The following is a 14,433-nucleotide window of genomic DNA, read 5'->3' on the forward strand; positions in this document are numbered from 1 at the left end:
GCGGTATGTCATCCTGCGGGATCAGGAGGTCCGGAGCACCCGTGTGCCGCGCGTCGGCCGACCGGGCGTCCCGGACCGAGCCGACTCCGGTGGAGGACAGCGATGCAGCACCTCGTACCCGCCCACGTGCGGACCCTGCCCGGACCGCGGCCCCGGGTAGCCGCCCCCCGCCCGGCCGCCGACGCGGAGGCCCTCTCGGTGCTGCACCGCGCCGCCCGGGCGCTGATGGCCGGGCTGCCCGAACTCACCGAACGTCTGATGGACCTCCTCAGGGAGCGCGAACCCGCGTACCGCGCGGCTCTGGAGGCCGACGCGGAGAGCGTGCGCGACGAGGTGGAGCGCTCGCTGCGGCTCAACGTCGGATCGCTGATCCGGCCCGGTGAACTGCGCGAGGACGCCCGCCGCTGCTCCTGGGCCATCGGCAGGGCGCGCGCCGAACGCGGCCTGCCGCTGGACGCCCTGCTCCGCGCCTTCCGGCTGGGCGGCGGCATGGTCTGGCAGGAGCTCGTCGACGAGACGACCCGCCGCCACCCCTCCGACGCGCGTCTGCTGGTGCATGTGGCCGCCGATGTGTGGAACTTCGTCGACGACCACTGCGCCGTGGTCGCGGACGCCTACCGCCAGACGGAACGCGAGCTGATGTGGCGCCGGGAGAACCGGCTGCGGCTGATGACGGCCGCGCTGCTCGACGGCACCGCGCGGATCGCCGATCTGCCGGCCACCGCGGCCGCCCTCGGGCTTCCCGAACAGGGCCGGTACGCGGTCGTGCTGGCCCGCCTGCCCGTCGGCCGGGCGCTGGCGGACGTACGGGGCCAGGTGCACCTCTCGGGTCTGCGGGTCCTCTGGTACCGCGACCGCGACCGGGACAGCGGCGGGAGCTACGGCATCGTCCTGCTCGGCGACCACCCCTACGACGGGGACGAACCCGGGCACGGCCACGAGAGCGGGCTCCTCGACGCCGGTCCCGAGCCGAAGCCCGCCCCGGCGGCCGAGGGCGGTCCGGGCGGCGGCGACGGCCGCGGCGGGGAGCGCCCCCGGACGCACGGGCTCGACGTGGACGCGGGGGAGATCGCCCGCAGACTGACCGCCCCGCCGGTGGCCAGGATCGGCGTGAGCCCGGTGGTGGAAGGCCTCGCGGCGATCGGTGACGCCCGCAGGCTGGCCGACACGGCGCTGCGCGCCTGCCCGCGATCCGGCGGAACCGTCGTGCTGGAGGAGCACCTGCCCGCCGCGCTCGTCGTCTCCGCGCCGGTGCTCGGCGCGGCGCTCTCCGAGCGGGTTCTCGGGCCGCTGCTGCGGCTGGACCTGTCCGACCGGGACATCATGCTCGACACCCTGACGGCCTGGCTCGCCTGCGACGGTTCCGCCCAGCGGGCCGCCGGCCGCCTCTACTGCCACCGCAACACGGTCCTGAACCGGCTGCGCCGCTGCGAACAGCTCACCGGCCGCTCCCTGACCCGGCCCGCGGACGTCGTGGAACTGTCGCTGGCCCTGGCCGCCCACACGCTGCTCGACCCGTGAGCGGCCGCCCGGTCGCCGAGCGGACACGGCGTTCCGTGAGCTGACCGTGCCCGTGGCCCCCGTGGCCTGAACCCCGGTCACCGGGTGGCCGGGGTTTCGTTCCGGCAGATGTGAAAGAAAAGTTGCGCAATTTTAGTTGCGCAACTTTTCTTTCGTATCTAGGGTCGGGTCATGGCCAGCAAGGAGAACCGCCGGATCACGGACGTGGGCACGCTCAAGGCTCTCGGACACCCACTGCGGATGCAGCTGTACCGTGCTCTGCTCGTCGCGGGCGCGGCCACCGCGTCCCAGTTGGGTGAGCAGGTCGATGAGGCGCCGTCGCTCGTCAGCTACCACCTGCGCAAGCTCGCCGAGTACGGGCTGATCGAGGAGGCCGAGCCGCGCAGCGGGGACGGCCGTGAGCGGTGGTGGCAGGCGGCGTCGGACGGCGTCAGTGTCCGGGGCGCCGACTTCCGGGACGCGCCGGAGAAGAAGGCCGCCCATCTCGCCTTCACCCGGCTCTACCACGACCAGCGCAGTGAGCTCTACCGGCGCTACCTCGACGAACGAGCCACCTGGCCGACGGATTGGAAAGACGCCGCGGCCGACGCGGAGGCGACTCTGCGGCTGACGGCGGTCCAACTGAGCGAGCTGAAGGACGAGTTGCTCGCCGTCATCAGGAAGTTCGACGAGAGGGGCCGCGCGGACGAAGCGGCCGGTGAGACCGAAGGGCGCGAGAACGTCGCGCTGCACCTGTACGGATTCCCGTTCCGCTTCTGACCCCGAGAGGACCCGGCCCCATGACCACGACCGTCATACCGCCCGCCACCCAGGCCCCCCGCACACCTGCTCACCGCGACGGTAACGTCCTGCGCTGGCTCGGCGCCTACGCCTCGTCGATGATCGGCGACAACGTCTGCTACATCGCGTTGTCCTGGGCGGCCGTGCAGTCCGGAACGCCCGCGCAGGCAGGGCTGGTGATGACCGTGAGCGCGGTTCCCCGGGCCCTGTTAATGCTCGGCGGTGGCGTGGTCGCCGACCGGTTCGGGCCGCGGAAAGTCGTCATCGGCAGCGACGCCGTGCGCTGCGTCGCCGTGCTCGCCCTGGCCGCGCTGCTGTTCGCGACCAGCCCGAGCCTGTGGCTGCTGGCCCTGCTCGCCGTCGTCTTCGGCGCTGTCGACGCCGTCTTCATGCCCGCCGTGGGTGCCCTGCCGGCCCGCATCACGAGCCGGGACCAACTCGCCCGCGTCCAGGGCATGCGGGGCCTGGCGATCCGCTTCGCCAACGTGGTCGGCGCACCGCTCGGCGGTCTCGGTGTGGCGCTCGGGGGAGCGGCGGCGGCCTTCGGGCTCGCGGGGATGCTGATCGCCGTGTCGGTGCCGCTGCTGATCTCCGTACGGATGCGGGAGCTGCCCGCGGGCGACGAGGACGTGTCCTCCGGGACACGCGCCGCGGAGGACACGGGGCACGCGCGCGTGGCCGTCGGCGCGGCGGGCGCGGAGGGCGCGAAGGGCGCGGACAGTGAGGGTGCCGGGCCGGGGCGGCCCGCACGGGCCACCGCCTGGCGGGACCTCCGCGAAGGGCTGCGTTACATCCGGCGCCACCGCGTCCTCGCCCCGCTCATCGCCGTCATCGCGCTCGGTGACCTCGGATTCGTCGGGCCGCTGAACGTGGGCCTGGCCCTGCTGGCCGACCAGCGGGGCTGGGGCGCGGCCGGGATGGGCTGGGTGCTCGCCGGGTTCGGGACCGGCGCGGGGACCGCCGCGCTGCTGCTGACCGTGCGGGGGCGGCTGCCGCACGCGGGACGTCTGGCCGCCGTGGCGATCCTCGCGGGCTCGGTCGCGATCGGCGCGCTCGCCTTCGTACCGAACGTCGCGGCGGCCGTCGGGGTCGCCCTGCTCGTCGGCTTGCTCGCCGGACTCAGCGGCGCCCTGTGCGGCGCGCTGCTGCAGACCCAGACGGACCCCGCCTACCTGGGCCGGGTCAGTGCCGTCTCCGGCATCGTCAGCCTCGGCCTCGCGCCGCTCAGCATGCCGCTGACCGCCGCCGCGATCGGCTGGTGGGGCACCGGCCCCGTCTTCGTCACCAGCGCCGCGGTGTGCGGCCTCGGCGGCGTCCTCGCCCTGGGCGTGCGGGGTCTCCGCAAGGCGGAACTGCCTGGCTGACCGTTGGCTGCCGAGGGGGTCTGGCGGCCGATGGCCACCGAAGGGGGGCCCGGTGGCCCGGCGACGGGCCTCGGCGGCGTCGTCGCCCTGGGCGTGCGGGACCTGCGGAACGCCGAACTGCCCGGCTGACCATCGGCCGCCGATTGGGCCCGGCCACCGTCGGCCGCCGAATGGGCTCGACGATCGCCGGCTGCCGAACGAGTCTGCGACCGTTGGCCGCCGAATCAGTCTGGCGAGCGTTGGCCGCCGAAGGGCTCTGGCAAATGTTGGCTGCCGAAGGGTCCGGCGGCGGTCCGGGGGCCGCCGGAGGGTCCGGGCGGCACGGCGGCCGTTGCCGGCCGAGGCGCCGGGCGACCCGGCGTCGTCAGATCCCCAGCTGCTTCGCCTCGTGCAGCTTGGCGATCGCGTCCTTGTCGCCGTCCAGCTCGACGTCCGCCACACCTTGTCGGCCGAACGCGAACATCAGCAGTTCCGAGGGCTCGCCGGTCACCGTCACGACCGGCGTGCCCTTGTTCAGCACCGCCGTCTGGCCGTTCGGACGGCGCAGGACCACACCCGTCGGGGCGCCGCGGCCCATCAGCCGGGCCGTGCGGTCCAGGCGCGACCACAGGGCCTCCTGGAACACCGCGTCCAGCTCGCGCGGCGTCCAGTCCGGCTGCGCGCGCCGCACGTCCTCGGTGTGGACGTAGAACTCGACCACGTTCGACGCCTCGTCGATCTGCTTCAGGGAGAACGGCGAGAAGCGGGGCGGGCCGGTACGGACCAGCTGGACCAGCTCCTCGTACGGCTTCTCGGCGAACTCCGTCATCACCCGCTCCAGGCGGGGCCCGAGCTGCTTGACGAGGAGGCCGCCGGCGGCGTCGGGGCGGCGCTCACGCACCACCACGTGCGCGGCGAGGTCCCGGCTGGACCAGCCCTCGCACAGGGTGGGCGCGTCCGGGCCCACCGCCTCCAACAGATCGGCGAGGAGAAGTCGTTCACGCTTCGCATGGGTCGACATGTCAGCAAGCCTACGACCGGGTAGCCGCCGCGCCCAGTGGAGAGCGCGCCGGATCCGGCGGGATCCGCCCGGGGCCGGCCTCGGGGGTCCGGCCTGTGGACAACGGCCGGGTGCGACGGTCCGGCGCGGCACAATGGCACCCATGACCAGCACGCCTTCGCCCAGCAGCCTGGACCCCGAGATCGCCGCCCGCCTCAAGCGCAGCGCCGACGGACTCGTCCCCGCCATCGCCCAGCAGTACGACACCGGTGAGGTGCTGATGCTCGGCTGGATGGACGACGAGGCGCTGCATCGCACGCTCACCACGGGCCGCTGCACCTATTGGTCGCGCAGCCGCCAGGAGTACTGGGTCAAGGGCGACACCTCCGGCCACTTCCAGCACGTCAAGTCCGTGGCCCTGGACTGCGACGCCGACACCGTCCTCGTGCGCGTCGACCAGGTGGGCGCCGCCTGCCACACCGGGGCCCGCACCTGTTTCGACGCCGACGTGCTGCTGAAGGACCCCGGCCACCGCCCCGAGGACGCCGATTCCGGCGTACCCGCCCGGAATCAGTAAGGTCAGCCGCCATGGACCTCGAGACGTTCCGCAAGCTGGCCACCGACCGCCGTGTCATCCCCGTCAGCCGCAAACTGCTCGCGGACGGCGACACGCCGGTCGCGCTCTACCGCAAGCTGGCCGCCGAGCGCCCCGGCACGTTCCTGCTCGAATCCGCGGAGAACGGCCGCACCTCCCTGTCCTGGTCCCGCTACTCCTTCGTGGGCGTCCGCTCCGCCGCGACCCTCACCGAGCGGGACGGACAGGCGCACTGGCTCGGCACACCGCCCGTCGGCGTCCCCGTGGACGGCGATCCGCTCGCGGCCCTGCGCGCCACCATCGAGGCCCTGCACACCCCGCACGGCGAGGGACTGCCCCCCTTCACCGGCGGCATGGTCGGCTATCTGGGCTACGACATCGTGCGCCGCCTGGAGAAGATCGGCCCCGGCGAGCGGGACGACCTGAAGCTGCCCGAGCTGACCATGCTGCTCACCAGCGACCTCGCAGTCCTGGACCACTGGGACGGCTCGGTCCAGTTGATCGCCAACGCGATCAACCACAACGACCTCGACACCGGCGTCGACGAGGCCTACGCGGACGCCGTCGCCCGTCTCGACGCCATGGAGGCCGACCTCTCGCGCGCGGTGTCCCAGCCGCCCGCCGCGCTCCCGCCCTCCGAGCTCCCCGAGTACACCGCGCTCTGGGGCGGCCCCGACTTCCAGGACGCCGTCGAGGACATCAAGGAGCGCATCAGGGCCGGAGAGGCCTTCCAGGTCGTCCCCTCCCAGCGCTTCGAAACGCCGTGCACCGCCAGCGCGTTGGACGTCTACCGGGTACTGCGGGCGACCAACCCGTCGCCGTACATGTACCTGTTCCGCTTCGACGGCTTCGACGTCGTCGGCTCCTCCCCGGAGGCCCTGGTCAAGGTCGAGGACGGGCAGGCGATGGTGCACCCCATCGCGGGCACCCGGCCGCGTGGCGCGACCGTCCAGGACGACCAGGCCCTCGCCGACGAGCTGCTCGCCGACCCCAAGGAGCGCGCCGAGCACCTCATGCTCGTCGACCTGGGACGCAACGACCTCGGACGGGTCTGCGAGCCCGGCTCCGTCGAGGTCGTCGACTTCATGTCCATCGAGCGGTACTCGCACGTCATGCACATCGTCTCCACGGTGACCGGCCGGGTCGCCGCGGGCCGTACGGCCTTCGACGTGCTCACCGCCTGCTTCCCCGCCGGCACCCTCTCCGGCGCGCCCAAGCCACGCGCGATGCAGATCATCGACGAACTGGAGCCCTCCCGGCGCGGGTTGTACGGCGGCTGCGTCGGCTACCTGGACTTCGCCGGCGACTCCGACACCGCCATCGCCATCCGTACGGCCCTGCTGCGCGACGGCACGGCGTACGTCCAGGCCGGCGCAGGCATCGTCGCCGACTCGGTGCCGGCCGCGGAGGACGACGAGTGCCGCAACAAGGCGGCGGCGGTCCTGCGCGCGGTGCACACCGCGAACCGGCTCGGGCGGTAGCACGTAACCGGCTCCGGCCCCGGCTCCGGCTCGGGTGTGCCGGTGCCGGGCCGCCCGGCTCGTGCGGTCGGGCGACGGGCCGCCTCCGGCGGGCGGTTGGCGTACCGCACGACCGTGCTCCGGGCCGTGCGATCGAGGGCGATAGGACGAGGCTCACGCGGCCCCGGGTGACGGTTCGCCCGGGGTTCAGGCGATAGTGGGGTACGTGACTGCTGTACCTCACCCCCGATCCGAAGCCGCGGGACCCGACAGGTCCGGCCGGCGCAGCCTCGCCGTGACCCTGCTGAGCGGCGCGCTCGGCGCGGCCGTGGCCCTGCTGTCCACCCGGCAGAGCTGGGCGGAGGGGACCGCGACCGTGGCGGGCGGAGCCTTCCCGCTGACCGCCAAGGGCAGCGACGTCACGGGTGTGCCCGCGGCGCTCGCGATAGTGGGCCTCGCCGCGCTCGTCGCCGTCTTCGCCGTACGCCGCTCCGGCCGCCTCCTGGTCTCCGCGCTGCTCGCGCTCTCCGGCGCCGGCACGGTCGTCGCCGCCGTCCTCGGCGCGGGCGACAGCTCCGCCCTCGACGAGCGGGCCGCCGCCGCCTCGGGCAACACCGCCGCCACCGCGAGCGGGCTCAGCCACACCGTCTGGCCGTACGTGGCCGCGGCGGGCGGAGCGCTCATCCTGCTCGCCGGGCTGCTCGCCGTGCGCTACGGACGGCTGTGGCCCGCCATGTCAGGCCGCTACGAGCGGGACGGCAGGCCCCGGCCCCGCAAGGTCAAGCCCGTCGACCCGGACCGCCCCGAGGACCTCTGGAAGGCCCTCGACCGAGGCGAGGACCCGACCGGTCCCGACCCCGCGGGGACCTAGGTCCCGCGACCCGCGGGGTCGTTCGCCCCGGGTCCTTGGTCGTGACTCGGCCGGACGGACGCGCGAGCAACGACCCCCCGCTCACCGCGGCCCCGTACGTACGGGACAATGGACGGCGAGCGTCCGACTCACACACGCATACAGCAACGAGGAGCAAGTCATGGCGGGCAGCAGCCACGGTCACACCCCGGCCGCCTGGACCGGTGTCATCATCGCCTTCATCGGTTTCTGCATCGCGGGTGCCTACATGGTGATGGCCGAACCGCTGGGCTTCTGGGGCGGCATGGTCGTCGTGGTCCTCGGCGGTGTCGTCGGCATGGTCATGCGGAGCATGGGCCTGGGCCAGCCGAAGACCTCTTCCGCGCAGCCCGCGCACACGGCGCGCGAGACCGTGGGCGCCGACGCCTGACCCACCGAGGCTTCGCCGAAGGCGGTCCCGGCACACGCCGGGGCCGCCTTTCGCGTACGCGGGCGAGCGCCCGCCGCGCGCGAGAGGCAGAATGCGTCGGGTGAACGCCGAAACCCAGAGGGTGACACAGGCAGGGTCCGGTGCCGGTGCCGGTGCCGGTGCCGTGGTGCGGCGGCTCGGCGTTCCCGGCGGAGTGCTCGCGGCCGTCGCCGGGGCCTTCGCGTACGTCGGGGCCGTCGACCCCAATCAGCCCGGTCACTACCCGGTCTGCCCGCTGCTGCGCCTCACGGGCCTGTACTGCCCCGGCTGCGGCGGTCTGCGCAGCGCCCACGCCTTCGTGCACGGAGACCTCGCCACGGCGCTCACGGACAACGCGCTCGCCGTCGGCGGCTACCTGGCCTTCGCGGTGGTGTGGGCCGTCTGGGTGATCCGTGCGGTGCGAGGACGGCCCGTGCGGCTCGATCTCGGACCGCTCCACCTGTGGAGCGTGGGCGCGTTGGTGCTGGTCTTCACGGTTGTCCGGAACCTGCCGTCCGGCGGCTGGCTACATCCTTGATCAAATGACAAATGTCCAGGTAATGGGACCGGCGTCAACCGGATGCGAGGGCTACGCCTTCCTCCGGATACCATCGCAGTGACCCGACTTTTCCGTCAGGGACGGTGCACCCGGGTCGACTGCTCCACCGCTTCAACCGTCCACCGCAGGGAAGGGGGCCGCTCGCGTGAGTGTGCTCGACGAGATCATCGACGGAGTCCGTGCCGACCTCGCGGAGCGGCAGGCGCGCGTCAGCCTCGACGAGCTCAAGGAACGCGCGGCGAAGGCTCCTGCGGCCAAGGACGGCGTGGCCGCCCTGCGCGGTGACGGCGTCAAGGTCATCTGCGAGGTCAAGCGGTCCAGCCCGTCCAAGGGCGCGCTCGCCGCGATCGCCGACCCCGCCGCCCTGGCCGCCGACTACGAGGCGGGCGGCGCGGCCGTCATCTCCGTCCTCACCGAGCAGCGCCGCTTCGGCGGTTCGCTCGCGGACCTGGAGGCCGTCCGCGCCCGCGTGGACATCCCGGTGCTGCGCAAGGACTTCATCGTCACGTCGTACCAGCTCTGGGAGGCCCGCGCCTACGGCGCCGACCTGGCGCTGCTCATCGTCGCGGCCCTCGACCAGCCCGCCCTGGAGTCCCTCATCGAGCGAGCCGAGTCCATCGGGCTCACGCCGCTGGTCGAGGTGCACGACGAGGACGAGGTCGAGCGCGCGGTGGACGCCGGCGCGAAGATCATCGGTGTCAACGCGCGCAACCTCAAGACGCTCAAGGTCGACCGTACGACCTTCGAGCGGCTCGCCCCCGAGATCCCGGACAACCTCGTCAAGATCGCCGAGTCCGGTGTCCGCGGCCCGCACGACCTCATCGCGTACGCCAACGCGGGCGCCGACGCGGTCCTGGTCGGCGAGTCCCTCGTCACCGGCCGCGACCCGAAGACCGCCGTCTCCGACCTGGTCGCCGCGGGCGCCCACCCGGCCCTGCGGCACGGACGGGACTGACCCGCCGGTGACCATCCCGACCCTCGCCCCCGCCGTACCCCGTCCGGGCCTGTGCCCCGACGGCGTACCGGCGCGCGCGGGGTCGGTCCTGCCGCGTCCGGCCGGAGAGGTCCCGCCGGCCCGGGCCGGGTCACCCGCGCCGGGGCCGGACGGCGGGGACCCGCTCCCGACCGTCGCGCCGGGCACGCACTCCTCCCTTCCCGGGGACACGTACGCCGGGCGCCCCCGTGTGCCGTCCGCCGCCGTGCTCCCGGTCCCTTCGGCGGCCCGTGACCCCTACGCCCGGCTCGCCCGCGGCTGTCGGCCGCGTGGCTGCCGGGCGCCCGCACGCCGGGTGCACGGGCGCCGGGTCCGTTACGTCATCGGCGACGAGCCGGGTCAGGTCAACGGCATGCGATGGCCCGAGCGCGTGCGCGCGCTCGCGCCCTTCCCGGCCTAGTCCGCCTCGCGGGTGGACCGGGCCGAGTCCACCTCACGCGTGGACCGAGCCGAGTCCGGCACCCCCAGTCATCGAGGCGGCACATCCGTCTCCTGCGCGGGCGGGTCGGCGGCGGGGCGGGCGGTGTCACCGACGGAACCGTCGGTGACCGCTGAGCGCGGGTGCGTCCGGCTTCCGTGACCCCTGTCCGATCCCGTAACCGGGGCTGTCGCCCCTGCGAGGTATCCGCATGCCCAGCGAGTTCTTCATTCCCGACCCCGAGGGTCAGATCCCCAGCGCCGAGGGCTACTTCGGCGCGTACGGCGGCAAGTTCATCCCGGAGGCGCTGGTCGCCGCCGTGGACGAGGTCGCCGTCGAGTACGACAAGGCGAAGGCGGACCCCGAGTTCGCCCGCGAGCTCGACGACCTGCTCGTCCACTACACCGGCCGCCCGAGCGCCCTCACCGAGGTGCCGCGCTTCGCCGAACACGCCGGTGGCGCGCGGATCTTCCTCAAGCGCGAGGACCTCAACCACACCGGCTCGCACAAGATCAACAACGTGCTCGGCCAGGCCCTGCTCACCCGGCGCATGGGCAAGACCCGCGTCATCGCGGAGACCGGCGCCGGCCAGCACGGTGTCGCCACGGCCACCGCCTGCGCGCTCTTCGGCCTCGAATGCACCATCTACATGGGCGAGATCGACACCCAGCGCCAGGCGCTCAACGTGGCCCGGATGCGGATGCTCGGCGCCGAGGTCATCGCCGTGAAGTCCGGCTCCCGCACCCTCAAGGACGCCATCAACGAGGCGTTCCGCGACTGGGTCGCCAACGTCGACCGCACCCACTACCTCTTCGGGACCGTCGCCGGCCCGCACCCCTTCCCCGCCATGGTCCGCGACTTCCACCGGGTCATCGGCGTCGAGGCCCGGCGGCAGATCCTGGAGCGCGCCGGCCGGCTGCCCGACGCGGCCGTCGCCTGTGTCGGCGGCGGCTCCAACGCCATCGGTCTCTTCCACGCCTTCATCCCCGACAGCGGCGTACGCCTGATCGGCTGCGAGCCCGCCGGGCACGGCGTGGAGACCGGCGAGCACGCGGCGACCCTGACCGCCGGCGAGCCCGGCATCCTGCACGGGTCGCGGTCGTACGTCCTCCAGGACGACGAGGGCCAGATCACCGAGCCCTACTCGATCTCGGCCGGACTCGACTACCCCGGCATCGGCCCCGAGCACTCCTACCTCAAGGACAGCGGCCGCGGCGAGTACCGCGCGGTCACCGACGACGCGGCGATGCAGGCCCTGCGGCTGCTCTCCCGCACCGAGGGCATCATCCCGGCGATCGAGAGCGCCCACGCGCTCGCCGGGGCCCTGGAGGTCGGCAAGGAGCTGGGCAAGGACGGGCTGATCGTCGTCAACCTGTCCGGGCGCGGCGACAAGGACATGGACACGGCCGCCCGTTACTTCGGCCTGTACGAACAGGGCGCCGACGCGGTCGTCCCGGCGGACGCCGACAGCGAGAACGCCGAGATCGAGGGGGACGCCAAGTGAGCGGCAACATCCAGCTGTTGAGCGACACCCTGGCCGCGGCGAAGGCGGAGGGGCGGTCCGCCCTCATCGCGTACCTGCCGGCCGGGTTCCCGACCGTCGACGGCGGTATCGCCGCCGTCAAGGCCGTCTTCGACGGCGGCGCCGACGTCGTCGAGGTCGGGTTGCCGCACAGCGACCCGGTCCTCGACGGCCCCGTCATCCAGACCGCCGACGACATCGCCCTGCGCGGCGGCGTCAGGATCGCGGACGTGATGCGGACCGTCCGGGAGTCCTTCCGGGCCACCGGCAAGCCCGTGCTCGTGATGACGTACTGGAACCCGATCGACCGCTACGGCGTCGAGCGCTTCACCGCCGAGCTCGCCGAGGCGGGCGGCGCGGGCTGCATCCTGCCCGACCTGCCCGTCCAGGAGTCGGCGCTGTGGAGGGAGCACGCCGAGAAGCACGGCCTCGCGACCGTCTTCGTCGTCGCGCCCAGCAGCAAGGACGCCCGGCTCGCCGAGATCACCGCGGCGGGCAGCGGCTTCGTGTACGCGGCCTCGCTGATGGGGGTCACCGGCACCCGGGAGTCGGTCGGGGCCCAGGCCCAGGACCTGGTGGCGCGCACCAAGGCCACCACCGAGCTGCCCGTCTGCGTCGGCCTCGGTGTCTCCAGCGCCGCGCAGGCCGCCGAGGTGGCCGGCTTCGCCGACGGCGTGATCGTCGGTTCGGCGTTCGTGAAGCGGATGCTGGACGCGCCGGACGAGGCGGCCGGGCTCGAGGCCGTACGGGCGCTGGCGGGCGACCTCGCGAAGGGTGTGCGCAAGACGGCGTAACGCCACCGCGCGGATCCGCGCGTACGCCACCGCACGCATCCGTACGTAACGGACAATCCGCTCACTCGAACGAGTGGACCTTGGACCGGGGAGGCGCGCTGCGCCTCCCCGGTTCGTTCTGCCGGATGTGAGCGAGAAGAACCGTGACGGTAAGCGCAACGCCCGCGAGCGGCTGGCGGTCGAGCGAGAGAAGCAGAAGGCCGCGGACAAGCGCCGCCGCGCGCTGATCGTGGGGGCGTCGGTGGTCTGCGTCCTCGGTCTGGCCGCCGTGATCGGCGTGGTGGCCGCCAACGCAGGCAAGGACAAGAAGAGCGACACGTCGGGCCCGGTCGTGTCGCCCTCGGGCGCCACCGGCAAGGACAGTCTCGCGATCCCCGTCGGCAAGGAGGGCGCCAAGTCCACCCTCACGGTGTGGGAGGACTTCCGCTGTCCGGCCTGCCAGGCCTTCGAGGCGACCTACCGCCCGACGATCCATGAGCTGGTCGACTCCGGCCAGCTGAAGGTCGAGTACCACCTCGTCACGCTGATCGACGGGAACATGGGGGGCAGCGGCTCCCGCAAGGCCGCCAACGCCGCGGCGTGCGCCCAGGACGCCGGGAAGTTCAGCGCGTACCACGACGTGCTGTACGAGAACCAGCCCAAGGAGACCGACGACGCCTTCGCCGACAACGCCAAGCTCATCGAGCTCGCCGGGAAGGTCGAGGGCCTGGACACCCCGGCCTTCCGCGCCTGCGTCAACGACGGCACCCACGACACCTGGGTCGAGAAGTCGAACGCGGCGTTCCAGAGCAGCGGCTTCTCGGGCACGCCGACCGTACTCCTGGGCGGCAAGAACATCTACGCGGACCAGTCGATGACACCCGCCAAGCTCAAGCAGATGGTGGAGGCGGCCAACAAGGGCTGAGCCGTCCCGCACGCCCCGGCGCCCCCCGCCTGTCCACAGGCCGGGGGCGCCGCACGTTATGGACCCGTTGCGGGGCTGCCCACCGTCGGTGGCGTCCGGCACGGTAGCGTCGACCTTGCCATGGAACTTGCCTACATTCCCAGCCCGTCGCACGGTGTGCTGCACCTCGGCCCCATTCCGCTGCGCGGCTACGCGTTCTGCATCATCATCGGCGTCTTCGTAGCCGTCTGGCTCGGCAACAAGCGCTGGATCGCCCGGGGAGGGCGGACCGGCACAGTGGCCGACATCGCGGTCTGGGCCGTGCCCTTCGGCCTCGTCGGCGGCCGGCTCTACCACGTGATCACGGACTACCAGCTGTACTTCAGCGAGGGCCGTGACTGGGTGGACGCCTTCAAGATCTGGGAGGGCGGGCTCGGCATCTGGGGCGCGATCGCCCTCGGCGCGCTGGGCGCGTGGATCGGGTGCCGCCGCCGGGGCATCCCGCTGCCCGCGTGGGCCGACGCCCTCGCGCCCGGTATCGCGTTCGCCCAGGCGATCGGGCGCTGGGGCAACTGGTTCAACCAGGAGCTCTACGGCAAGGCCACGGACGTTCCGTGGGCGCTGCACATCACGTCCTCCACGGACGGGCGCGTCCCCGGCTACTACCACCCGACGTTCCTGTACGAGTCCCTGTGGTGCGTCGGCGTCGGATTCCTGGTCATCTGGGCCGACCGCCGCTTCAAGCTCGGCCACGGGCGGGCGTTCGCGCTGTACGTCGCCGCGTACTGCGTCGGCCGGGGCTGGATCGAGTACATGCGCGTCGACGACGCCCACCACATCCTGGGCCTGCGTCTCAACGACTGGACCGCGATGGTGGTCTTCCTCCTGGCGGTGCTGTATTTCGTGCTCTCGGCCCGGCTGCGTCCGGGGCGCGAGGAGATCGTGGAGCCCAGAGCCGGCGCGGACGCTCCCGCCGAGGACGGCGAGACGGCTTCCGACGACGCCGAAGGCAAGACCGAAGGCAAGACCGAAGGCAAGGACAAGGCCAAGGACGGCGACAAGAGCACCGGCGAGGACGAGGCCGACGGCGACTCCGTCGGCCTCGACAAGCCGGCCGTCACCGAATCCGTGACGTCCAGCGACTCCGCCGAGCCCGCCGGCTCAGCGTCCGGGACGGATGCCGAGACGGAGCCCGACACGGAACCGGACGCGGAGCCGGTCTCGCGGGACGAGGCCGGGTCGGCCAAGAAGGCCTGAGTTCTCCCC

General features: G+C 73.0%; 15 protein-coding genes. 14 read left to right on the plus strand and 1 reads right to left on the minus strand.

Annotated elements, in window-relative coordinates; all coding sequences use genetic code 11:
* The first annotated feature begins 102 nt into the window (after positions 1-102).
* The 3 genes from OOK38_RS22830 to OOK38_RS22840 all read left to right on the plus strand — a co-directional run bounded on the left by OOK38_RS22830 (position 103) and on the right by OOK38_RS22840 (position 3,665).
* Complete coding sequence (locus OOK38_RS22830; RefSeq protein WP_266757706.1) at positions 103-1,521, plus strand: CdaR family transcriptional regulator; 1,419 nt, start codon at positions 103-105, stop codon at positions 1,519-1,521.
* Positions 1,522-1,692: 171 nt separating this feature from the next.
* Positions 1,693-2,280 (plus strand): transcriptional regulator, encoded by a 588-nt coding sequence (locus OOK38_RS22835; RefSeq protein ID WP_266757704.1) that lies wholly within the window; start codon positions 1,693-1,695, stop codon positions 2,278-2,280.
* 20 nt (positions 2,281-2,300) lie between these two features.
* A complete protein-coding gene (locus OOK38_RS22840) occupies positions 2,301-3,665 on the plus strand; it encodes an MFS transporter (protein ID WP_266757702.1) in 1,365 nt (454 codons plus the stop codon).
* Between the two features lie 364 nt (positions 3,666-4,029).
* Here the strand turns inward: OOK38_RS22840 and OOK38_RS22845 are convergent, their stop codons facing one another.
* On the minus strand, positions 4,030-4,665 hold the full coding sequence (locus OOK38_RS22845) for a TIGR03085 family metal-binding protein (RefSeq protein ID WP_266757700.1): 636 nt from the start codon (positions 4,663-4,665) through the stop codon (positions 4,030-4,032).
* Between the two features lie 142 nt (positions 4,666-4,807).
* Here OOK38_RS22845 and hisI point away from each other — a divergent pair, with 142 nt between their 5' ends.
* From hisI to lgt, 11 genes are all read left to right on the plus strand, one after another.
* Positions 4,808-5,221 (plus strand): phosphoribosyl-AMP cyclohydrolase, encoded by a 414-nt coding sequence (gene hisI, locus OOK38_RS22850; RefSeq protein ID WP_266757698.1) that lies wholly within the window; start codon positions 4,808-4,810, stop codon positions 5,219-5,221.
* Between the two features lie 11 nt (positions 5,222-5,232).
* On the plus strand, positions 5,233-6,720 hold the full coding sequence (locus OOK38_RS22855) for an anthranilate synthase component I (protein WP_266757696.1): 1,488 nt from the start codon (positions 5,233-5,235) through the stop codon (positions 6,718-6,720).
* A gap of 196 nt (positions 6,721-6,916) precedes the next feature.
* Complete coding sequence (locus tag OOK38_RS22860) at positions 6,917-7,570, plus strand: TIGR02234 family membrane protein (protein WP_266757694.1); 654 nt, start codon at positions 6,917-6,919, stop codon at positions 7,568-7,570.
* Between the two features lie 160 nt (positions 7,571-7,730).
* Positions 7,731-7,979 (plus strand): HGxxPAAW family protein, encoded by a 249-nt coding sequence (locus OOK38_RS22865; protein WP_266757692.1) that lies wholly within the window; start codon positions 7,731-7,733, stop codon positions 7,977-7,979.
* Positions 7,980-8,070: 91 nt separating this feature from the next.
* Entirely contained in the window at positions 8,071-8,535 is a 465-nt protein-coding gene (locus OOK38_RS22870; RefSeq protein WP_266757690.1) for a DUF2752 domain-containing protein, read from the plus strand.
* Between the two features lie 166 nt (positions 8,536-8,701).
* A complete protein-coding gene (gene trpC / locus OOK38_RS22875) occupies positions 8,702-9,511 on the plus strand; it encodes an indole-3-glycerol phosphate synthase TrpC (RefSeq protein ID WP_266757688.1) in 810 nt (269 codons plus the stop codon).
* A 229-nt stretch (positions 9,512-9,740) separates the two neighbouring features.
* Entirely contained in the window at positions 9,741-9,950 is a 210-nt protein-coding gene (gene trpM / locus OOK38_RS34555) for a tryptophan biosynthesis modulator TrpM (RefSeq protein WP_323178848.1), read from the plus strand.
* Positions 9,951-10,179: 229 nt separating this feature from the next.
* Positions 10,180-11,472: a tryptophan synthase subunit beta gene (trpB, locus tag OOK38_RS22885; RefSeq protein WP_266757684.1), complete on the plus strand. Its 1,293-nt coding sequence runs from the start codon at positions 10,180-10,182 to the stop codon at positions 11,470-11,472.
* The gene (gene trpA, locus OOK38_RS22890; RefSeq protein ID WP_266757682.1) at positions 11,469-12,284 is read left to right on the plus strand and encodes a tryptophan synthase subunit alpha; all 816 of its coding nucleotides are present in this window, start codon (positions 11,469-11,471) and stop codon (positions 12,282-12,284) included. Before trpB ends, trpA begins: the two co-directional genes overlap by 4 nt.
* A gap of 127 nt (positions 12,285-12,411) precedes the next feature.
* Positions 12,412-13,188: a thioredoxin domain-containing protein gene (locus OOK38_RS22895; RefSeq protein WP_266848764.1), complete on the plus strand. Its 777-nt coding sequence runs from the start codon at positions 12,412-12,414 to the stop codon at positions 13,186-13,188.
* Positions 13,189-13,308: 120 nt separating this feature from the next.
* A complete protein-coding gene (gene lgt / locus OOK38_RS22900; RefSeq protein ID WP_266848765.1) occupies positions 13,309-14,424 on the plus strand; it encodes a prolipoprotein diacylglyceryl transferase in 1,116 nt (371 codons plus the stop codon).
* Positions 14,425-14,433: the final 9 nt, after the last annotated feature.

The organism is Streptomyces sp. NBC_00568 (genome assembly GCF_026341855.1).
In the GTDB taxonomy this organism is placed as follows: Bacteria; Actinomycetota; Actinomycetes; order Streptomycetales; family Streptomycetaceae; genus Streptomyces.

Coding starts and splice junctions, on each gene's coding strand:
- OOK38_RS22830 (WP_266757706.1), top strand. CDS start 103: ATGCAGCACCTCGTACCCGCCCACGTGCGGACCCTGCCCGGACCGCGG.
- OOK38_RS22835 (WP_266757704.1), top strand. CDS start 1,693: ATGGCCAGCAAGGAGAACCGCCGGATCACGGACGTGGGCACGCTCAAG.
- OOK38_RS22840 (WP_266757702.1), top strand. CDS start 2,301: ATGACCACGACCGTCATACCGCCCGCCACCCAGGCCCCCCGCACACCT.
- OOK38_RS22845 (WP_266757700.1), bottom strand. CDS start 4,665: ATGTCGACCCATGCGAAGCGTGAACGACTTCTCCTCGCCGATCTGTTG.
- hisI (WP_266757698.1), top strand. CDS start 4,808: ATGACCAGCACGCCTTCGCCCAGCAGCCTGGACCCCGAGATCGCCGCC.
- OOK38_RS22855 (WP_266757696.1), top strand. CDS start 5,233: ATGGACCTCGAGACGTTCCGCAAGCTGGCCACCGACCGCCGTGTCATC.
- OOK38_RS22865 (WP_266757692.1), top strand. CDS start 7,731: ATGGCGGGCAGCAGCCACGGTCACACCCCGGCCGCCTGGACCGGTGTC.
- OOK38_RS22870 (WP_266757690.1), top strand. CDS start 8,071: ATGCGTCGGGTGAACGCCGAAACCCAGAGGGTGACACAGGCAGGGTCC.
- trpB (WP_266757684.1), top strand. CDS start 10,180: ATGCCCAGCGAGTTCTTCATTCCCGACCCCGAGGGTCAGATCCCCAGC.
- lgt (WP_266848765.1), top strand. CDS start 13,309: ATGGAACTTGCCTACATTCCCAGCCCGTCGCACGGTGTGCTGCACCTC.